General features: G+C 66.8%; 17 protein-coding genes and 3 pseudogenes. 10 read left to right on the top strand and 10 right to left on the bottom strand.

Annotated elements, in window-relative coordinates:
- Window positions 1–22: 22 nt before the first annotated feature.
- The 3 genes from GJ629_RS04705 to GJ629_RS04695 are packed head-to-tail and all read left to right on the top strand — an operon-like array spanning window position 23 to window position 3,551.
- Window positions 23–1,078: a LamG domain-containing protein gene (locus GJ629_RS04705; RefSeq protein WP_197428433.1), complete on the top strand. Its 1,056-nt coding sequence runs from the start codon at window positions 23–25 to the stop codon at window positions 1,076–1,078.
- Between the two features lies 1 nt (window position 1,079).
- On the top strand, window positions 1,080–2,402 hold the full coding sequence (locus GJ629_RS04700) for a hypothetical protein (RefSeq protein ID WP_157511969.1): 1,323 nt from the start codon (window positions 1,080–1,082) through the stop codon (window positions 2,400–2,402).
- Window positions 2,403–2,441: 39 nt separating this feature from the next.
- Window positions 2,442–3,551 (top strand): hypothetical protein, encoded by a 1,110-nt coding sequence (locus GJ629_RS04695; protein WP_197428431.1) that lies wholly within the window; start codon window positions 2,442–2,444, stop codon window positions 3,549–3,551.
- On the opposite strand, the gene GJ629_RS04690 is transcribed toward GJ629_RS04695, so the two are convergent.
- Window positions 3,548–4,120 (bottom strand): glycosyltransferase family 2 protein, encoded by a 573-nt coding sequence (locus GJ629_RS04690; protein ID WP_370515790.1) that lies wholly within the window; start codon window positions 4,118–4,120, stop codon window positions 3,548–3,550. The two genes, GJ629_RS04695 and GJ629_RS04690, sit on opposite strands and share 4 nt — an antisense overlap.
- A 69-nt stretch (window positions 4,121–4,189) precedes the next feature.
- Between GJ629_RS04690 and GJ629_RS16875 the strand changes: the two genes are divergently transcribed.
- From GJ629_RS16875 to GJ629_RS04680, 3 genes are all read left to right on the top strand, one after another.
- Window positions 4,190–4,693, top strand: a complete 504-nt coding sequence (locus tag GJ629_RS16875) for a GNAT family N-acetyltransferase (protein WP_370515789.1) — start codon at window positions 4,190–4,192, stop codon at window positions 4,691–4,693.
- A gap of 508 nt (window positions 4,694–5,201) precedes the next feature.
- Window positions 5,202–5,378: an HVO_0416 family zinc finger protein gene (locus GJ629_RS16040; RefSeq protein WP_197428429.1), complete on the top strand. Its 177-nt coding sequence runs from the start codon at window positions 5,202–5,204 to the stop codon at window positions 5,376–5,378.
- 67 nt (window positions 5,379–5,445) lie between these two features.
- On the top strand, window positions 5,446–7,275 hold the full coding sequence (locus GJ629_RS04680) for a rhomboid family intramembrane serine protease (RefSeq protein WP_157511966.1): 1,830 nt from the start codon (window positions 5,446–5,448) through the stop codon (window positions 7,273–7,275).
- A gap of 1 nt (window position 7,276) precedes the next feature.
- On the opposite strand, the gene GJ629_RS04675 is transcribed toward GJ629_RS04680, so the two are convergent.
- The 4 genes and pseudogenes from GJ629_RS04675 to GJ629_RS17895 form a co-directional block, all read right to left on the bottom strand.
- The gene (locus GJ629_RS04675; RefSeq protein ID WP_157511965.1) at window positions 7,277–7,789 is read right to left on the bottom strand and encodes a hypothetical protein; all 513 of its coding nucleotides are present in this window, start codon (window positions 7,787–7,789) and stop codon (window positions 7,277–7,279) included.
- Window positions 7,790–7,836: 47 nt separating this feature from the next.
- Window positions 7,837–9,416 (bottom strand): annotated as a pseudogene (locus GJ629_RS04670) (tryptophan--tRNA ligase).
- A gap of 228 nt (window positions 9,417–9,644) precedes the next feature.
- Entirely contained in the window at window positions 9,645–9,905 is a 261-nt protein-coding gene (locus tag GJ629_RS04665; RefSeq protein WP_157511964.1) for a hypothetical protein, read from the bottom strand.
- 56 nt (window positions 9,906–9,961) lie between these two features.
- Window positions 9,962–14,335, bottom strand: a complete 4,374-nt coding sequence (locus GJ629_RS17895; RefSeq protein ID WP_197428428.1) for an LAGLIDADG family homing endonuclease — start codon at window positions 14,333–14,335, stop codon at window positions 9,962–9,964.
- 84 nt (window positions 14,336–14,419) lie between these two features.
- On the opposite strand from GJ629_RS17895, the gene GJ629_RS04655 reads away from it, so the two are divergent.
- From GJ629_RS04655 to GJ629_RS04645, 3 genes are all read left to right on the top strand, one after another.
- Complete coding sequence (locus GJ629_RS04655; protein ID WP_157511963.1) at window positions 14,420–14,620, top strand: ubiquitin-like small modifier protein 2; 201 nt, start codon at window positions 14,420–14,422, stop codon at window positions 14,618–14,620.
- A gap of 117 nt (window positions 14,621–14,737) precedes the next feature.
- Window positions 14,738–15,253 (top strand): redoxin domain-containing protein, encoded by a 516-nt coding sequence (locus tag GJ629_RS04650; protein WP_197428426.1) that lies wholly within the window; start codon window positions 14,738–14,740, stop codon window positions 15,251–15,253.
- Window positions 15,250–15,702 carry a GNAT family N-acetyltransferase gene (locus GJ629_RS04645; protein ID WP_157511962.1) on the top strand — a complete coding sequence of 151 codons (453 nt, stop codon included), beginning with the start codon at window positions 15,250–15,252 and terminating at the stop codon, window positions 15,700–15,702. Before GJ629_RS04650 ends, GJ629_RS04645 begins: the two co-directional genes overlap by 4 nt.
- Here GJ629_RS04645 and GJ629_RS04640 read toward each other — a convergent pair.
- Both GJ629_RS04640 and GJ629_RS16845 read right to left on the bottom strand, forming a co-directional pair.
- Window positions 15,621–17,010 (bottom strand): annotated as a pseudogene (locus tag GJ629_RS04640) (phosphoglucomutase/phosphomannomutase family protein). The gene GJ629_RS04645 and the pseudogene GJ629_RS04640 overlap by 82 nt on opposite strands.
- 70 nt (window positions 17,011–17,080) lie before the next feature.
- On the bottom strand, window positions 17,081–18,517 hold the full coding sequence (locus GJ629_RS16845) for a methyl-accepting chemotaxis protein (protein ID WP_231754490.1): 1,437 nt from the start codon (window positions 18,515–18,517) through the stop codon (window positions 17,081–17,083).
- A 168-nt stretch (window positions 18,518–18,685) separates the two neighbouring features.
- Between GJ629_RS16845 and GJ629_RS04630 the strand changes: the two genes are divergently transcribed.
- Entirely contained in the window at window positions 18,686–19,429 is a 744-nt protein-coding gene (locus GJ629_RS04630) for a TrmB family transcriptional regulator sugar-binding domain-containing protein (protein ID WP_157511961.1), read from the top strand.
- On the opposite strand, the gene GJ629_RS04625 is transcribed toward GJ629_RS04630, so the two are convergent.
- The 3 genes and pseudogenes from GJ629_RS04625 to larB all read right to left on the bottom strand — a co-directional run.
- On the bottom strand, window positions 19,430–19,681 hold the full coding sequence (locus GJ629_RS04625) for a GIY-YIG nuclease family protein (RefSeq protein ID WP_157511960.1): 252 nt from the start codon (window positions 19,679–19,681) through the stop codon (window positions 19,430–19,432). It lies immediately after the preceding gene.
- Window positions 19,682–19,685: 4 nt separating this feature from the next.
- Window positions 19,686–19,835, bottom strand: coding sequence for a hypothetical protein (locus GJ629_RS16035; protein WP_197428424.1), 150 nt, complete (start codon window positions 19,833–19,835; stop codon window positions 19,686–19,688).
- An 80-nt stretch (window positions 19,836–19,915) separates the two neighbouring features.
- Window positions 19,916–20,638 (bottom strand): annotated as a pseudogene (gene larB / locus GJ629_RS04620) (nickel pincer cofactor biosynthesis protein LarB); the annotation flags it as partial.

Here is a 20,638-nt window from a genome sequence, read left to right as displayed (position 1 = left end):
GCAGACGTACTACCCTATAGAGATGGGCGAACCACCACCGGCCGAGAGGCGGGCGAGAACAGACGATAGCGTGTCCCGCCGGGACGTGCTGAAGACCACCGGCGTCGGCCTCACCGCCGCGGCGGGCCTCGCTGGCTGTCTCGGTGGCGACACCGCGACCGGCGGTATGCGGTTGGGGTACGGCGGCGTCCCGATGGAGGTTCAGACCGGACTACCGGTCGGGTACTTCGGCGCTACGTCGACGGCGACGCTCGGCACGTCCTCCGGACTGGTCGGGTACTGGCCGCTCGACGGGACCGGATCGGTTGCGACGGACGCCGTCGGCGGCAACGACGCCGCGATTCGGGGCACACCCCAGCAGGGCGTGCCCGGCGTCTTCGACTCCGGGGCCTACGACTTCGCGGGCGGCGACGCCGACTACCTCGCAGTCGCCGACGCGGGCGCGCTCAGACCACCCAAAATCTCAGTCGGTGGCTGGTTCCGGACCGACAGTGGGGCGACCCAGCAGACGCTCCTCCAGAAGGCCGACGCCCTCTTCGGGGCATCCGGGTACAGCCTCGAAGTCCAGACCGACCGCAGTCTCCGGGCCCACGTTGCCGTCGACTCCGGCGTCGCGCGGGTGAACCCGTGGGGCGTCCCGACCACCGCCGGGACGTGGCACCATATCCTGCTGACGTGGGACGGGAGCAGTCTCGCCCTCTACCTCGACGGGACGGAAATCTCCCGCGACGATTCCCAGTCCGGCGACATCGTCCACAGCGACCGGCCGCTGTTCGTCGGCCGCGGCGACAACGGCTACACCACCTACTACGGGATGGAGGGCCGCCTCGACGACCTCCGTCTGTACGACCGGGCGCTCTCGCCCGAGGAAGTGGCAGCGGTCGCCGAGGGTCCCCCGGAGGAGGAGGAACTGACCACCACCGAGGAACCGACTCCGACCACCACCACCGCAGAGCCAACTCCAACAACCACTGAGGAACCGACTCCGACCACCACCGAAGCGGCGACTCCGATTCCGAACGACGAGTTGGGGGAGGCGGGCTACGGGGCGTACGGCTACGGAGGACTCATCGACTAATATGACAGATAACCACCAATACGAGACGCCGTCGGCGGGAACGCTCGACTGGCACGAACCGCTGAACCGCAATTTCGAACGCATCGACACCGACGTCGAGGTGCGCGACGTCGCCGCCAACAGGGGCGACTACGCCGCAAAGTCCGGCGCGAAGTTCCTCGCCACCGACACCGGCACCGTCTCCATCGGCGACGGCGGTACGTGGCAGGAACTCGGGACCATCGGGGCCGACTCCACTACGGAGACCACCGACGGAGTCAACACCGCCCTCGTCGAGGGGAACCTCGTCGCGCTATCGGTCGGCTTGTCGACCCCCGAAGTGATCGACCCGTCGACGACGGACACGCCAGTACAGGACGGACTGGACCTGTTGGCCGACAACGGCGGCGGCGTCGTCCGCCTCCCGCCGACCACCATCTCCGAGACCGGTCCGATCCGACCGTACAGCAACACCGGCATCGTCGGGTTCGGCCCGGACGTGACGAAGGTATCTATCACCGGCCAACCGGCCGACGGCATCGTCTTCGCCCGCGGCGGAATCAGTCGCGTGTTCCTCGACAACTTCGCGCTCAACGGCCCCGGCGGGACCGGAGCGTCCGGCGTCGCGCTTCACCACACCGACGGCGACACCCAAGACCTCTACGTCGGGCGGATGGTCCTCTGGGGCTGGAACAACTCCGTCTACCGGGTCGAGGAGGGCGTCGGCCCCTTCCAGTGTCGCCACGACCAGATCACCATCTACGAGTGCGACGCGGGCGGCCAAGACGGCCTCTTCGAGTTCCGGTCGTGGTACGGGCCGGCGAACTGGTTCGGGACCATCGCCGCCTACCCGAGCGCCGAAGCGAGCGGCCAGAACACCACGGTGTTCTTCTCCCGGGGCGGCACCCAGACCGTCGACTACCTCACGATGGGCGGGTCGACGGGCGTCGCCATCGACCAGACGTGGGACAGCGTGATCCAGTTCGGCAACGTCCACTGGGAACCGACCACCAACCCGACGGACCCGCCGGCCATCGTCCGCCTTCGCGGGTGGGGCGGCGCGACAATCGGCTCGGTCAAGCAGGTGACCGGGACCGCCGAGTACGCCTACGAACTCGGTTACGACAGCTACAACGGCCGCGGCCCGAACCGCAAGCGTCTGGGCCCCTACTTCGAGTTGGGCGCGGCGGCGTCGCTGACCGAGAACGTCGTCAACCTCTCCTATCCCGTCGACCCGGCCCAGCCGTCGTTCTACGGCGGGAGTCCCAACGACGTGACCGTCACGCACAGCGAGGGGTCGACCGGCGGCCTGCGGGCGCTTGGTACCGCCGGCACCGGGTTCTGACCGTCGGTATTTATCATCGCCCGGGGTGGAGAACGCAGTATGACAGCGTCACCGCCCCGGCCACCGACACCGCATCCGTATCGCAGACGGGGGCGGACCGAGCGCATCAGGGGCTTTCTCTCCGGGATTCGAGCCGTCGAGCGGACCGCGTGGCACACCGGCGAGCTGCTCCACCGCCGGCCGGAGGACCCGACGCCGGGGCGACGCACTCCCGTCGATATCGGCGACCGGTACGCCGGCGGAACGGTCCCGCAGTGGCCCACTGACGCGCCGCGAGCACCGTCCCGGCTCACGCCCGCCGCCGGCCTCACGAACCCCGTCCTCACCGCGGCGGACGTGACCGACTTCGGGAACGCCGACTGCGTCGCCGACCCGTTCCTGTTGCCCGACGGCGACACGTGGCACCTCTTCTTCGAGGTGTACAACCACCAGCGAGAGCCGACGGCGGCCATCGCCCACGCCACGAGCGACGACGGCTACGAGTGGACCTACGACCGCGTCGTCGTAGAGACGGACGAACACCTCTCGTTTCCGTACGTGTTCCGGTGGGACGGCGAGTACTATCTGGTCCCCGACCGCTGGGCGAAGACCCGCGGCGTCGCCGGCGTGACGCTGTACCGCGCAGAGTCGTTCCCCCACCAGTGGGAGCCAGTCGCGGACCTCGTCCAACCGGCGACGGACGTCCACGACTTCGCGCCGTTCCGCTGGGACGGTCGGTGGTGGGCGCTGGCCGGCGACGGCCGGGACCTCTATGCCTACCACAGCGACACGCTCGAAGCCGAGTGGGAGCCACACGCCGGGAACCCCGTCGTCGCGGACCGCCGTATCGCGGCCCGCCCGGCCGGGCGACCGCTGGTCTTCGAGGACCGAATCGTCGTCTTCCTGCAGGACACCGCCGACCGGTACGGTGAGCGAGTCCGCGCGTACGCCGTCACGACGCTCTCGCCCGAGGCGTACGCGGACCGAGAACAACAGGGGTCGCCGGTGCTCGAACCGACCGGCGGACTGGGGTGGAACTCCGGCGCGATGCACACCGTCGACCCCTGGTACGACGGGTCGGGCTACCTCTGTGCCGTCGACGGCACCATCGGCGCCGGCTATCAGGTCTTCGGCGACCACCACTGGGCAATCGGTATCTACCGGGGCTAGTCCCCTCGGGAGTCCGCAGCGCCCGCGTCCGCGGGCCGTCTGACCGCCGTCGGGCCGTCGGGCGCGACAGTACCTTCGACGAAGCCGACACCGTAGTAGAGGTACTGCACCCCGAGCAACAGCGGAACGAGAGCGGCGAGCGGCGTCCGCTTGTCCCGATACACCTGCGCCGCGGCGTACCCCGTCGTGAGCAAAAAGCCCGCGACCAACAGCGGCACGTACCGCAACCGCCGCGCCCGGAGGTCGGCGAGGCCGGCGAGGAGGCCGCCGCCGATGGCCAGCGACGGCAGCGCGGCGTACCAGCGGACGACCCGTCGGTGCCGGCGCTGGATGCGCGCCATCGCGTAGCCGTACGACCGGCTCTTGGCCCGGTAGGCGCGGAACGTCGACGGGAGGTGATGGGAGACGGCGGTAGCGGGGTCGAAGACGAAGCGGTAGCCCGCTTCGGCCAGTCGGAAGTGAAACTCGGCGTCCTCGCCGACGTTCACCTCGTCGTCGAAGCGGTGGCGCTCGAATATCGACGCGTCGTAACAGACGTTGCACGCGGCGACCGAGTCGACGAACCGCACGCGGTCGATGGCGTGGGACTGCGGTGACCCCCCGGAGCCGAAGACGGTCCCCTGGACGGAGCCGACGAGGTGCGCGAACGGCGGGTCGTCCGGGAACGCCCTGTTGGGACCGCCGACGCCGACGACGCGGCGGCCATCGTCGAGGTCAAACAGACGGCCATCGGCGAACTCGCCGCCTCGACGTACACGCCGACCGAACAGGCGGCGTGGTCGCCCGACGACGCCGCGGAGACGGCGTTCCGGGACGCGCTCGGCGCCGACGCCTTCCAAGTGTTGGTCGCCGACGACGGCGGGACGATCGTCGGCTACGGGGTTCTCAACGCCGAGGCGGGGACCGTCGACGCGCTGTTCGTCCGGCCGTTCTGGGCGCGGACGGGTATCGCCACGCGGCTCCTGAGCCACCTGGAGATGAGCGCCGCCGTCGCCGGCTGCACGGCGCTGTCGGCCGTCGTCTCCCTGAACGCCGTCCCGTTCTACGAGACGGTCGGGTACGAACGGGTCGAACCCTGCTCGCGGACCATCGACGGGACCGAACTGGACTTCGTCCGGATGCGGAAACAGCTCGACACGTAGTATATAAAGAATCTCGGTATGGCCCTTCAAAAATCAGAATAGATAATTCTAGCCAAAGCATTTAATATGCTCCGGGTCATTTATACAGGTACTGGCACCGATTTACTGGTGCCATACCCCCACCCCACCCCCAACTTCCCCACATCACCCTTCGAGTGATACTCGTTTTGTAGCAGCGGCGATGTCGTTACCGGCCCAGTAATTTTGCGAGTAATAGATATTATCGAATTCGATAATTTGAGCACAACTCTTAATACCGTGGCCTCCTGAACTACCTGTTAGTGGCGCCGGCCCACCGGTGCCATGACCCCCACCCCCACCCACCCCACCTTTGCTTTCGACGCCACATCCGTAGCGACAGGACTCGTCTGATATCGACCGATCCATCGTGAGCGACGCCAGTTGCTCGTCCGTTCCACTGGGAGACAGCCACGGCTCCGTCTATGCCCCGACCTATCGTCGCAACAACCAGTAATACTATATACTGGTGTGCCATACCATAGCACGTATGGCGTCAGCACCGAGCGGGGACGACATCTTCGACGAGTTCCTGACCCAGCGTGGTCACGAGACCGAGTCGGTGGGATGGGAACAGAACTACAACAAAAAGCAGTGTCCCGACTGCGGGGGACTCCACGACGGGGGCGCGACAGAGTGTTCCATCTGCGGTTGGGTACCCGCGTGAGGGCGGCCGCGTTTTCGGTGTCACCGAACCTTTCTTGAGTACCCGCGGGTAGGGTACAATACGTGAAATGTCAACACCGACTCTCGTCGCCCTGACCCTCGCCCTCCTCGTCGTCGCCGCGTTCGCGTGGTACTGGGACGCTCTCGACTGGTGGCGTTTGGCCACCGAGGACCGGTTTTATTACGGCGTCCCGTGGGGAACCGCTCTCACAACTGCCGTCGTCGTGACGTTCTATCTCTTCGCACAGGGCGGACTCTCCTCGTGGAGCGACCCGCTGACGTTCCCGTTCGTCTCGTGGTCGTACTTCTACCCGTTCGGCATCCTCACCTCCGGTATCGCTCACGGGTCGCCGAGCCACATCGTCGGGAATATGACCGCGACGGTGGTGTTCGCCGCCGTCGCCGAATACGCTTGGGGGCACTACCCGCCGGCCCGCCGCGACGACGGGTCGATGCTCACCGGCGGGACTCGTCTCCGCGACCGGCCCGTCGTCCGCGCCCTCGTCGTCCCGCCCGCGGCGATGTTCGCCGTCGCCGTCCTGACGGCGCTGTTTTCCTTCGGTCCCGCGCTGGGGTTCTCCGGCGCGGTGTTCGGCCTCGTCGGGTTCGTCCTCGTGACGCGGCCTCGTGCCGGCGTCGTCGCCGTCGTCGTCACCGCCGCCCTCGGAACGTTGCTGGACGCGTTCACTGCTCCGGTCGTCCGGGGGACCATCTCCTCCGGCGCTCCCGGGCCGCCCAGTTGGGCCAGTATCGCCTTTCAGGCCCACATGCTCGGGTTCCTGCTCGGGGTCGCCGCCGGGGCCTCCCTGCTGGCCGCCCGCGGCCGCCGCCCCTCGCCGCTCGCCGTCCTCGGCGCGACGCTGCTGGTCGGGTTGGTCCAGTCGCTGTGGCTCATCGCGTTCCCGGCCCAGAGCGACGTGTGGGTCCTCTACCGCGGTGCCGGCGTCTCGCTCGTCGCGCTCCTCGCCGTCGTCGTCACCGTCGCCGCGTCCGGGCGCGAGGACATCCCGTACCTCTCGGTCACGCCTAGCCGCTGGCTCCTCAGCGCCGGGTGGCTGCTACTGGTCACCGGCCTGTACGGCCTCCTGTTGCTCCTCTTAACTGTTGTCGGCGACGCGTCGGCCATCTCTTTCGCCGCCATAACCGTCGCTATCCTCCCGTTGGTGGTTCCGGGTATCTACCCGCTCGCCGACCGCCGCTGGGCGACCACGTCGCTCTCGACCCGCGGCACCGCTATCGGTGCCGTGCTGGTCGGGGCGTTGCTCGTCGCGTCCCCTGCGCTGTTGTACGGACCGATCACTGTCGACGACGCGTCGGTCACGGACACCGGCGAGGTCACCGTCGAGGACTACACCCTCACCTACGGCGAGAACCTCTCCAGCGGCCAGCAGTTCGCGCTGCTCGGCGACATCGAGACGAACCAGACCGTCGCCGGCGTCGCTGTCGTCAGCGAGCAACGGAGTATGTGGACGCTGGGCGCGCGCGAGTCGACACTGTCCTATCAGGGCAACGCGACGGTCACCGTCGGCGGCCTCGGCTGGCGCGAGACGGTCGAAGCCAACCGAACCGGCTGGTCGGTCGCCGGCAACGACTCCGTCTACGCCGTCGACCTCGTCGTCGAGGACGACCGGACCCGCTCGTTCCGCGCCGACCCGCGCCGCGCCGACGGTCGCATCGACGGCCACAACGTCACCGTCGCCGCCACGACTGACGGCTTCGAGGTCCGGCTCTCCCGGAACGACGAGACCGTCGCAACCGCGGCCGTCCCCGAGGTCAACGGCACCGCGTCGCTGGGCCCGCTGACCGCCGTCACCGACCGCTCGGACGGGTCGACGACGCTCGCCGTCGAGAGCGGGGACACACGTCTGGTCGTCGCCGAACGCGAGACGTACAACTGACTCACGCCGGTGCGAAACGGCGGTATCCCGCCGTCACGAGCAGGAACAGGCCGCCGCCCAGCGAGAGCAACTGCGGGAGATGCGCCCCCGACCCGACGGGCGGAACCCGCTCGCGGGTCGTCATCGCGTCGAACCGCCCGTCTCCCGGCGGTTCGTCCGCCGGCGGGAGGGAACTGTTCTCGGACCGGACGACGAGCACCGTCGACCCGTCTCCGAACCCGTCCGGCCCGACGTCGACCCGCGGGTACTCGAACTCTGGTGCACCGTCGCCAACCGCGGTCGTGTACCCGTCGTCGCTCTCTAGCGCCGCTCGGTACAGCGCCTTGGCCCGGTCCGAGAGGTTCTCCTCGTGGTAGACGGCGTAACTGTACCGCTCGGCCTCCGCCTCGCTGTCGACGTTCCAGTTGGGATCCGTATCGTGGACGAGTTCGTTCGGCGGCGACGTCCCAACCGACGCGACTACCAACAGCACTCCCGCGACGGCGAGGGCGACCGTCGCCCACTCACGATCCATAGGTTCGGAGACACACCCGTCGAAAATAACACTTCAGGTTCGACCCGTCACCGCCGGTCGGTGTCGAAGTCGATGTCGAGTTCCTCCAGTCGGTCCGCCCACTCCTCGCGTTTCTCCTGGTGGTCTTCGAGGAACTGCTCCATCAGTTCGGCGGCCTGCTCCTTACAGCCGCCACAGAGCCGCTCGCCGCCGACGCACTCCTCGTAGACCTCCGTGGCGAACTCGTCGTCGTCGCCCGAAAGCAGGTAGGCGTACAACTCGTAGACGGGGCACTCGTCGGCCTCGCCGCCGAGTTCCCGCTGTTCCTCGGCCGTCTCCCGGCCACCGGTCGTCGCCGCCTTGACCTTGTCGTAGCCCTCCGCGGGGTCGTCCAAAAGCGAGATGTGGCTGGCCGGAATCGAGGAGGACATCTTCCCGCCGGTGAGTCCGGTCATAAACCGGTGGTAGATAGACGACGGCGGCAGGAAGCCGTATCCGCCGTGGTCGAGTTCGACCTCGCGGGCCAGCGCCTCGGCCTCGGGCTGGGAGAGGTCGAAAGCGTCGACGTGGGCGTCGTAGACGCGCTTCTCGCCGTCGATGGCCTCGATCAGGGCGTCGAAGGCGCGTCGGTCGCGTTGCGGTCGAGAAACCGCGTCCGAGGCCGTAGCGGCTCTTTCCCGGCCTCTTTCAGCAGCATAATCGCCGAGTCGGCCGTCGTCGCGTTCAGGTCCGTCGCGTCCGGGTCCCGCTCGTTTTCGAGGTAGCGGGCGGCGTCCGCACACCGGACGGTCTCCTCGGGGTGGCGCTCGGCGAGCGTCTCGTAGGCCTCGGCGATGACCGCCCGCTCGGCCGGGTCAACCTCGAAACTCGCGTACGCCGAGGTGACCTTGAAGTACCGCATCCGCGCGGCCAGGTCCCGCGCCAGTCGCATGTGCGGATCTTGGTCCGGGCCGACGGGGATGACTGTCGGCTTCGGTTCCTCTAGTTGCGGGTAGAGGATGTCGGCCATCTGGGTGACGACACTCTGCATGTGGCTGACGTCCGTCTCGCCATCGAAGTCGTAGATGGCTTGCAACTCCGAGAAGTTCGCCTTCGCGCCCAACTCGAAGCCCAAGTCCTGTAGCTCCCGGTTGTCCGACTGGCGGTAGAGCTGGCCTTCCTCAGGGTCGAACCCCAGCGCCAGCAGCGAGAGGATGTAGTCCCGCGCGTGCTCGTCTATCTCGTCCCAGGAGAGCCCGCGGGCGCTGTGGGCCTCGAGGTCGGCTATCAGACCGTAGGCGTCCCCGCCCTGCTGTTGGTGCCAGATTATCTCGTCGAAGACGAGCTTGTGGCCGATGTGGGGGTCGCCCGTCGGCATAAACCCCGACAGCGCCGCAAACGGCTCGTCGTTTCGCATCGCCTCGGCGACGGGCCGGTAGTCCCGATGGCCGAAGATGACGCCGCGGCGCATCAGGTAGTGTGGGTCGGGCACTTCGGCCAGCAGTTCGTCGAAGGACTCGATGCCGAACTGCTCGAATAGCTTCCGGTAGTCGTCGACGGTCGCCGACCCCCACGGGTCGAGGGCGACGTCGTCGACGGTTCCGCCGTCGGTGCGCAGGTCTTCGGTGGGCGATTCCTCGGTCGTGTCGTCGTGGTCGTGTGGTGTCATCAGTAGCAGTCAGGTCGATTCGGAGACGGTCGCGCCGAGAAGCGGAGGGAGCATCGCCGGCCCCGGCGGGCGGATTACGTCCACCCGGCGGCGGCCGCGAGACTGTCCGCTGCCGGTCGACCACGCCAACGACGGTTACTCCCGGTAGCGGACGCCATATCCGGTGTATCCGCGAGGAGGAATAAAACGGTTTCCTAGTCGGGCAACCGAGGTCCCGCCGGACCCACCTCAAACCGGGAGTAGATCCCAGAGCCACCGGAGCCACTCGGCCGCGGTGTCCTCGAACCCCGGAAAGAGGTACGTCATCAGGAGAATGGTCAACCCACCTGCTGGCAGCCCTAGCGCCGCCCCGTAGAGGATAAAGTCCGATCGACTCAGCCCCGCCAGAGTGCTCCTGAACTCGCGCTCCTCGGTGATCTCTTTCTCTTTGACCCCTGGGTCCTGACTCGACCCGGTTTCCTCTTTCTCGGGTGGGTCGTAGGAACTCATACTGGCTCTTGTCGGCACTCATCGCTGCCGTGACAATACGCGTTCCGATCGCTCCGCTACTCCTCCAGCGCCAGCGACGCCAAGAGCGCCTCCAGTTGGATGCGCTCGCTCGCACCCTCGGTGATCCGGTAGTCGGCCTCGCCCACGCGGTCCAGCACCCGCACCGCCGCCGCGTCGTCCAGATCGAACTCCCACACCGAGCGGTGGAGCTGGTCGAGTACGTCCCCGCCGGCGATACCTTCCTCGGTTAGCAGACGGTCTAGCTCGGACTGGGCGGCGGTGAAGTCCCCGTCGATGGCCCGCTGGATCATCTCCCGGATGTCCTCGGGCCGGGCCGTCGACGTTATCTCGAACACCGTCTCCTCGTCGACGACCGCTCCCGAGACGGAGGCGGCCTGCAACCCGTTGATCGCCTTCCGCATGTCCCCGCCGGCGATGTAGACGAGAGCGTCGACGCCGTCGTCGGTCACCTCGATGCCCTCGGCCGACGCGATGCGCCGGACCTGTGACTCGACGGCGTCGTCGCTCAGCGGCGAGAACCGGAACACCGCACACCGCGATTGGATGGGGTCGATGATCTGACTGGAGTAGTTACACGAGAGAATAAAGCGGACGTTGTTCGAGAACTGTTCCATCGTCCGCCGGAGTGCAGATTGGGCGTCTGACGTATTGTGAGTCAGCACACCGTTAGCCAGCATAAAGTTCGGTGTTCCGTCCATACTGATGTTGTATGCTTCCCCACGGTGGCTGTACTCTATACTACTCACTTCGACGGTCTCTACGCGCTGGAGTCCGCCGTCGGCGACGACTGATGCCTCGAACTCGTCTCTGTCGTAGTGTTCGTGGTGTGGGAGTTCGCTGTCCCCGACGACGATGAACCGATAGTCGTCACCGTAGGTCTCTAGGAACTCGTTCACTTTCTCCGTCTGTCCCCACAACTTGGCGGATCCTTTGACTTCGATAACGGTATCGTCGACGAGGAAGTCGGGGTGGAACACCGAATCCGACAACTCGAACTCGGGTTCGTACTCGTATTCGATCCCAGCCTCTTGTAACGTCTTCCCGACCTCGTACTCCCAATCCGAACGGACGAGATGGCCCAGTTCGTCACTGTGCCTGATATTCCCTCCTGTCGGTTCGTGACCCTGCAGTGCCTCGGAAACCTTCTGTGCCACCTCCGGATCGCGCATCGGGTTGTTGTCGCCTGTTATATCACAGACTGGATAATCACAGCGTTCGGTAGCCTTCTGTATCACTCTCTCTTTTTCGTCCTCGTCTATACTCTCCCACCACTCCGCGCTGGCCTGCCCGATCTGTTCTTTGACCGCTTCGGGATCAGCATCGACGACCCACTCGTCCCACGTGGTGCCAGACCGCTGGTCGCTTATTTTCTCACGGAACTCGTCGATAGTCTCCTCGTCCATCTCCCACACCGAGACACCGTGGAAGTCGCCGCCGTAGTTCGGATTATCTTCCCCTTCGAGCCGTCCATCGGCGAGTTTCGCCACGATCTTCTCCCGGCGTTCGTCCGACCATTCGGTTCCGTGCATCGGATTCCCTTCCCCCTGCATATCGCGGCTATGCCCGTCGTTCTTGCATTCGAGGGAGCAGAACCGTCCCGCCGTCCAGTCCTCGCAGATTTCACACTGTGAGACGCCGATGTCGTCTTTGAAGTCCGCTATCTCGTCTCCCGGTGACAACTCTCGTAGTTCTTTTTCCACGAGTGTTCCGTCTTCCCCGACGACGAAGAACGGGTGCGAGAGACTCGCGAGAACGGACCGCCCGTCCGCCAGTTCGAGTTCGAAGAAGTCGGCGACACCCGATTCAACTAGATGCCCCTTGTCCGATTGGATCTCGTTGGTCTCGAAGTCCACGGATGGGATCGGTTCCCCGTCTTCGTCGACTTCTTCTATCGGCTTCACCTCTGGTGAGGACGGATACCCGGTGACGACTTCGGTTCCCGGAGGCACGCACAACGCGTCTGCCTCATCAAGGAATATAATCCGGTACTCGTAGCCGCCGAAGGAAGTGCGGGCGAAGCTCTTGACACGGTCCCGGACCACGTCGATACCGCGCTGGTCCGAGGCGTTGAGTTCGAGGAAGTTCTCCTCCCAGTCGTCGCCGTACAGCTCCTTGGCGATGGCCATGGCCGAGGTCGTGTTGTGCATCACGGTCGGCACCGTCCCGCCGACGTAGTTGTGGTATCGTGGGACGGTCAGGTCGTACACCGCTCTCTCTCCGCTGACCCGTTCGACCGTCTCGACCTCGTCGACGTAGAGGTCGGCCTCCGCGAGCGTATCGAGGACAGTGAGAAGTTCGACGGTCCGCGTCGAGAGTATCTCCGTGGCCGCCGATTCAACCTGTCGTGCGACGGTCTGGAACCGGGGTAACGACCGCAGCGACCAGTCGTCGTTCGTCAGGAGGTTGCCGATGTCCGTGCCCCGGAGTTCCGTCCCATCGGCGAGGGTAGTGTACTCGACGCCGAGCGAGTCGACCGCATCGGCGAGGGTACGCTGGACCGCGTCGAGGTCGACGTTCGGCCCCCCATCGAGTTCGCCGAGCAACTCGACAGTTCGTCCGGCGCGTGGCGACCGGTCACCGGCCCCGTACTCGCCGAGGCGGTACGCGCTGACGCCCGTCCGTTCGGCGACGGTTTCCTGTGTTGGTGATTCGGTGAGTACAGCGCGTGATCGGTCCCACTGTACCGGGATCCCTGCCGCTGCCCGAAGCTGTGGCCGGAGAGAATCGATGGTCTCACGGACCTCCTGTGCGGCCTCCAGCCGTGCGGAGGCGCTGTCGACGACGGCTCCGAGAGCCGTTTGGTACCGCTCACGCCCCGGCGTTTCGGGGTTCAACGTATCGGGGACGAGCGCCGACTTCTGCAGGTTCGTGCGCGCACACAGTTCGTCGACGGTCGCCTGCACCGGCATCGTGTCGTGGTTCGGGTTGCCGTCGGTGTCGGCGTGGGACGACAGCCGTTCGGCTTTGTGATCGATAGTGAACCCGACCTCGTCCTCGAACGTGGCGAGATGCGCGGCACCCGACACCTTCAGCGTGTGGTACTCCCGCTCGATACCGCTCCCGTTCGTTGCGCACTTCCGTTCGGCCGCTCGCCGACTCGGGATTCCGAACCCGGCAAGGAGGTACGACAGCAGCGTGATCAGGTCGCCGTCTTTCTGTGACAGTTCGAGTATCCCGCTGTCGGAGACGTACGCCTCCGCGTCGAACATCGCCCGGAGGAACGCGGCCCGGGTCCGGTCGTCCGCCCGGAGCAACCGACCGGCGATAGCGTCCCCGTCGTCGAACACGTCGAAACACGATTCGAGGAACGTCGTCAGCGTTCGCGTGTTGACGGCCACGTACGGGACATCCTTCTGGCACCCGCGCTTGGGCTCCAGCCCGAACAGCTCCCGGGAGTATTGCTCGAACCGGTCCAGCAGGTCGTCGTCGGTGTTGTAGAACTTGATCCGACCGTTCTCGATCCGCGCTTCGCTCAGTGCCAGTCCGAGGAACGCCCCCAGTTCCGGCGTCGTTTCCCAGACCGGCGTGATCGGTGACGAACGCCGGTTGTTCGTCGGTGCGACGCGCTGTATCGACTCGACGTGCTTGCGGAGTTCCGCTCGCGACGCGTCGAGTTCCCGGATGGTAGCCAGCGAACAGACCGTACTCGGCTCCGCAAGTGTCTCCTCGTCTACGTCGCGCTCTACCCGTTTCGCGTACTTCTCTGTCGTCGACACGTCCGCTGCGACCTCGGCTGCCGTCGCCCCTCGCCTGAGGCCTTCGACGATCTGTTTCTTTTGGCCGACGAACTGCGCTTCCGGTGGGATGTCGTACTCCCGGGAAAAGGATTCGCTCACGGTGACCAGCGTCCGCTCGCCGTCGAGAGCTTCGATCCAGTCTATCTTCCGGTCGGTAGCCGGCAGCGGCGCTTCGAGCGGACGGACGATGCGGTCGCCGGCGTCGAGTTCGAAGGCCTGCCGCCAGGACAGTCCGTCCTCGCTCAGGACGAGCATCCGGTGTTCGGGCGTCGTCGTCACGGTCGATCCGTCGCGGGTCGTTATCTCGTAGCCGATGTCGGTGTCGTCGCTGTAGCAGTGTGACGGTGTGACGTACTCGAACTCCCCCTCGTCGGTCAGCGACAGCACCTCCAGATCCGACGCCGCGGGCTCGAATCCGTCGCCGTCGCCGACGACGTCCTCGATGCGGTGCAGACCGTCGTTCGTCACGACCGGCGTCTCCCCGGTCACGCACTTGCCGGTCCCTGCCGGACCCGAGAACAGCATATGGCTCAGGTCGTTGCGGTCGACATAACTTTGCAACCGCTCCATGATGTCCTCGTGCCCGGCCACGTCCGACAGTTGCTGGGGCCGGTACTTCTCGATCCAGACTTCCTCGCGGCCCGCAAGGGACTCGTCGTCGGCCTCGCTCATGGCCGGAGTCACGCCCGCGCCGTGCATAAACCCCGCGAGTCCGCGGGCCGACACCCTCTTTTCGGTCCGCGCGTACGGTCGGGTATGCGCGTGACCGTCGACGTGGTCGGCGAGGACACCCGCGAGGTCGAGGTGGGCGCCGACGCCACCTACGCCGACCTGCTGGACCCCCTGCCGTACAGCTATCAGGAGGTGTCGGTGATGGTCGACGGCCGGCCGGTCCCCGAGGACGGCCCGGTCGAGACCGACAGCGTACAGGTCGTCCGGTTGGTCAAGGGCGGGTGAGCGGCAAGACAGCCGCGGAACTGAGGCGGGTGAGCGGCACGACAGCCCCGGAACTGGGGCGGGTGAGCGGCACGACAGCCCCGGAACTGGGGCGGCTGAAACCGCCGAGGACTCTTTGTGCTCCCACTCGAACGGAGAGACGATGAGCCAGAGCGTCCCCGCGGGCACCTACCCGAACGTCGCACCGGCGCCGACCCGTTCAGCTTCGAGACGGCGGCGGCAGACGCCGACACCGACTTCCTGCTCGTACTCCTCCAGCGGGACTACTACTGCACGAACTGCCGCAAGCAGGTCCGGGCGGTCGCCGACCGCTACGACGCCTTCCGCGAGCGAGCGACCGAAGTCGTCTCCATCGTCCCCGACTCGCCCGAACAGGTCGCGACGTGGCAGGCCCAGTACGACCTCCCGTTCCCGCTTCTGGCCGACCCGGAGGCCACCGTCGGCGACACCTACGATCAACCTGTGCGCTTCGGGTTTCTCGGCAAGTGGAGTGACTTCCTCGGACGAATGCCCGAGGCAGTGTTGATCGACGCCCGCGGGGACCCCGAAATCGTCTGGAGTCATCGCGGGTCCTCGACGTACGACCGCCCCGAGATAGAGGACTTCCTCGACCGCATCGACGAGTTCCGATGACCGTCAGACCCGCCGAGCCAAGCGACAGTGAGGTGATCGAGTCCATCCTCGACGCCGCGATGCTCGAAACTGATCCCGACCGGACCGCGGCGGCCGTGACCGACGGCCGGGCGTTCGTCGCCGAGAGCGAGGGGCGGATACTCGGGGCCGTGGTCTGCGTCCCGCGCGAGGTCGGGGTCCACGTCGACGCTATCGCCGTCCGGCCGGGCCGCCGCGGGCAGGGCATCGGCTCGGCGCTGCTGTCGGCGCTCACCGACCGTTTCGAGCGCGTGACGGCGGCCTTCGATCCGGGTGTGCGGCCGTTCTACGAGCAACAGGGGTGGGCGGTCGAGGCCGGCCCGGAGGAAGGCGACCGGCTGCGGGCGGTCTACTCGACGAGCGGTTCGACCAGTTCCCGGCCGGCCGCGAGCAACTCCGAGACGCGCTCCTCGTCCGGGCCCTCGGCGTAGACTCGGAGCTTCGGTTCGGTGCCGCTGGGCCGGACCAGCAGCCACGAGTCGTCGACCAGCGTCAGTTTGAACCCGTCGACGTCGTTGACTCTGTCGACCTCTGTTCCCGCGAGCGAGTCGGGGATATCGCCGGATAGCGCATCGAGGACGCCCGCTTTCTGTTCGTCCGGGCAAGCGACGCTGATCCGGTCTTGGACGATGCGGCCGTGACGGTCGCGGATGTCGGCGATGCGGTCGTCGACGGACTGCTCGACCTCGGCGGCGGCCGCGAGCAGGCCGACCAGCACGCCGTCTTTGTTCCGGAGGTGGCTGGTGAGGCCGTAGCCGCCGGACTCCTCGCCGCCCATCAGGGCGTCGTGGTCGGCCATCGCCTGTGCGACCCACTTGAACCCGACGGCGGTCTCGACGATTTCGGCGCCGTGGTCCTCGGCGACGCGGTCGACGACGCTAGAGGTCGAGACGGTGCGGACCGCGGGGGCGGCGTCCTCCCCGGCGACGTGGTCGAACAGCACCGCGTACTGGAGGCTCGGGTCGAGAAAGCCCCCCTCCGGCGTGACCACGGCGACCCGGTCGGCGTCGCCGTCGTTGGCGATACCGATGTCGGCCTCGCCGTCGGCGACCGTCTCGATCAGCGCTTCGAGGCGCTCGGCCTCGGGTTCGGGCGGCGTGCCGCCGAACTCGGGGTCCAGTTCACAGCGCAGTCGCACCACGTCCGCGCCGGCCCGTTCCAGCAGGTCGTCGGTGACGCCCCGACCGCTGCCGTGCATCGCGTCGTAGGCCACTGTCAGCCCCCGAGAGGTCGGTGTCGACGAACGAGAGCGCGTGGTCGAGATACGGCTCGACGAGGTCCGTCTCGGTGATCGACCCCTGCTCGTCCTCGGGGACGGGGTCGGGTTCTGCCAGCAGGTCCTCGAGGCGGTCGGTGACCGCGGGGAGGCCGGGCGCGCCGCCCTCGGGGATGAACTTCACGCCGTTGTAGTTCGGCGGGTTGTGCGAGGCGGTGACCATCAGCGCGCCGGCGGCATCGCGGTCCCGGACGGTCCAGCCGACGACCGGCGTCGGGCAGTCCGTCTCGTTCAACAGCACGTCCCGTCCGTTCGCGGCGACCGTCCGGGCCAGCGCCTCGGCGAACCCGCGGGAACTCTCCCGGGCGTCGTAGCCGACGACGACGGGTCCCTCGGCGCTCTCCTCGTCGAGGTAGGTTGCGACCGCCTGTCCCACCATCCGCACGCGCGGTTCGGTGAATACGTCGAGCGTCGCTCGCCACCCGTCGGTCCCGAACGTGATCGCGTCAGCGTCGTACTCCATACGTCCGGGTCCTCCCCCCGCGAGCAAAAAGATGCCGTCACGTCCCACTGTCCGGGACCGGTCCGGTCGCTCAGTCGTCGGCGGCCTCGGCGAGGCGGGCCTCACGCTGTTCGTCCTCGGTCAGGCGGCGCATCGACTCCTCTATCTGGCTGATCTCTGCGACCTGATCGCTGTTTGCGTTGGCGATGGACTGTATCTCTTCGGCGGTGTCCTCGGCCATCGTGGCTATCTCGTCCATCATCGACGCGACCTCCTCGGCGCTCGCGGCCTGGTCGTCGGTCGCGCTTGCGACCTCCTCGATGCCCGTGGTCGCGTCCTCGACCCGTTCGGTGATGTCTTCGAGGGCGTCCATCGTCGCCGCGACTTCGGTGACGCCGGTCTCTATCTCGTCGGTCGCCTGTTCGAGGCTCTCGACGGTCGTCTCGGTGTCGTCTTGGACGCCGTCGAGCATCTTCTCGATGGTTTCTGCGTGTTCTTGGGCCTCTGTGGCGAGGTTCTTGACCTCGTTGGCGACGACGGCGAAGCCGTTGCCCGACTCGCCGGCGCGGGCGGCCTCGATGTTGGCGTTGAGCGCGAGGATGTTCGTCTGGTCTGCGATCTCGTTGATCAACTCGACGATTTCGTCGATCTCGTCGACCCGCTGTTGGAGGCTGGTCACGTCCTCGGCGACTTCGGTGGCCGCCTCGTCGATGTTCTCCATCGCATCCATCGCGTTCTCGGCCGAGCCCTTCCCGTCTTCCGCGGCCTCGACGGCCTCCTTGCTCGTCTCCGCGACCTGATCGGAGGTCGAGGCGATCTCCTCGACGGTCGCCGACAGCGTCGACACCTCGCTGTTTGCTTCCTCGATCTTCCCGGTCATGTCCCGGGTCCCGTCGCTGATGCCCTCGGAACTCTCGGCGACCTGCTCCGAACGGGAGCGCAACTCCCGGATCGAGGTGTCCAGTTCCTGTGCCACCGACTCCCGGCGGTCGACGTCGGACTGGATGGAGTCGATCATCTCGTTGACGCTGACGGCTATCTCGTAGAAGTCCCCCTCCAGGTCGCCGGCGTCGATCCGGACGTCCAAGTTCCCCTCGGTGACGGCCTCGACCGTGGTGTAGATGCGCCGACGGCTGACGATCTGTTCGGTTATCTCCCGGAGGTCACGCTCCGGTCGCTCGCCCGGCCACGGGCGGACGAGGTTCGAGACGCCGGCGTCCAGCGCTCGTTCGACGACGTCCTCGTTGCCCGTCTCGGAGATGAGGACGAACGGGACGTTCTCCCGCCGGCGCGTCACCTGCTCGTAGAAGTCGATGCCGCTGACCCACTCGATCCCCTGGTCGTCACGGACTTCGACGAACGAGACGACGCAGACGACGTTCTCCCGGTCGAGGACCGTCTCGGCCTCCGGGACGGAGGTCACTGTCTCCACCGGGACGTCGCCGGTCGCCGGTTCGATGGTCTCGACGACGCCGTCGCGGTTGTCCGGCCGACAGACGACCAGGACCCGCCCTGTGCTAGCGCTCATTGCCCGGTGTTACACAGCCCGGAACATAAATCGTACCCGCCGTTATCAGAAGTTGTTTTCGGGGGCGGCGTGACAGTCCGGTGGCTCGACCCTTCCCGCTACCGGATTCGATACTGGCACGACAACGTTTATATCCGGGATCACACAATCGTCGCAGTATTAGAACGTATGAGAGTCGATCAAATCTCCACGAACGACGCGTTGGTGCGCAGCCTCCGTGACCTGCTTGCGGAGGCCGAGAGCGAGGTGCTCATCGCCACCCAGCCAAAGATGCTCGAGCGCATCGAGGACTCTCTAAAGCAGTGTTACGAGAGCGGGACGTTCATCGCGCTCTGTGTCTACGCGGACGCGGAGACGGCCGCGACCTACGACTACGACGACACCGCGACGCTGGTCCGCGCGTGGGACCAGGAACTGGACACGATGCTCAGCGTCGACCACCAGCGCGGCGTCGTCGGCCAACTCCTCGAGGCGGACGAGGAGGAGGACGTCGTCGGACTGGAGTACGACACCGAACGCCTCTACGGGATGGCGTTCCTCCAGTTTATGTCCCAGCACTGGGACGAGGGCGAGGAGGTGTACGTTATGGACCCGCCGACGCTGCCCTACGAGTGCGTCAACCTCCGGGACGCGGCGCTGAACACGACGCTACACCTCCGGGAGGACAACACCGTCGGCTTCGACGCCGAGGTGCGGTCGGCCCCCGCCGAGGAGGACGAGGAGTGGGAGCGACTCACCGGCCAGCTATCGACGGTCAGACAGAGCTTCGTCGAACCGAGCACCAACTCCTTCTTCGGCGAGATAGGGCTGGTCGGGTACGTAGAGGACGAGGGCCGTGTCACGATGGGCGGCCACGGCGCCTACTTCGAGGACTACGAGGCCCGCAACATCGTCCTCGAACCGATGTCCTGATCAGTCGATCAGCCGCTCTTTTCCGGCGCGTGAGAGCTGTTTGATCTCGTACTCCCGGGACATCGCCGCGCTCTTCTCGGCAAACGATTCGACGTGGACGAGTTCGACCGGCGTCCGCCCGCGGGTGTACTTTGCGCCCTCGCCGGCGTCGTGTTCCGCGACCCGTCGCTGTGGGTCGGTCGTGTACCCCGTGTACAGAGTGTCGTCGGCACAGCGGAGGAGATAGACGAAGTGGTCGTCCCCCTCGGTCATCGGGCTACGCCTCTCGCGCCCGTTCGCGGGCCACTTCGGCGATACCGGCGTTCGCCGAACAGCCCGGACAGGCGTGTACTCTTCCCTTCTCGTCGCCGAAGACGCGCGCGAACTGATCGGAGACGTGCGCGCCACAGTGGTCGCATTTTGGCATTCGATACCACCGGTGACAACCGGTAACGCCCATTGGCCACGTAGTACAAATACCCTTGCGCCAACATAATGGGGTATTGATTACCCCCCGTCCGTCGACGCGCGTGCATCGTCGAGCCGTCGTGCGATCAGCCCGGCCTGTGCTCCCGCGGTGAATCCGGCATCGACGTTGACGACCGACAGCGCCGTACAGGCTGGACCATCCCGGCGAACGCCGCCTCGCCGTCGCCGCCGTGGCCGTACCCGCTGGAGACCGGGAGGCCGATGACGGGTACGTCGACCAGTCCCGCGACGACCGTCGGGAGCGCACCCTCCCGCCCGGCGGCGACGACCAAGACGTCCTGTTCGCGCAGCGTCGGCAACTGATCGAGGACTCTGACCAGCGACGCCACGCCCACGTCCTCGATCCGTTCGACCGTCGCGCCCATCGCTTCGAGGATCACCGTGGCCTCGCCCGCAGCCGCGGCGTCGGCGGTGCCGCCCGTCACCACGCCGACGGTGGCGTCCAACTCCGGCGGGTCGAACGACGGGACCGTCGCGACCAGTGTCCGCGCCCGTTCGTCGTCCTCGACGGTCGCTTCCGGGGCTGTCTCCGCCAGTCGGTCGTGGACGGTCCGTCGCTGTTCGTCGTCGAGGCGCGTCGCTATCACGCGGCCGGTCGTCTCGAGGCGGTGGCCGCAAGCGACGCGACTTCCGCGGGCGTCTTGCCGGCCGCGAGGACGGCCTCGGGGACGCCGCTGCGGTCCGCCCGCGCCGCGTCGAACCGCCCGGCCTCGCCGGTGGCGTACCCGCGCAACTCGGATT

It is taken from the genome of Halapricum sp. CBA1109 (assembly GCF_009741825.1).
Lineage (GTDB): Archaea > Halobacteriota > Halobacteria > Halobacteriales > Haloarculaceae > Halapricum.
The sequence above is the reverse complement of the archived record's forward strand: the minus strand, read 5'-3'. Positions and strand labels throughout refer to the sequence as shown.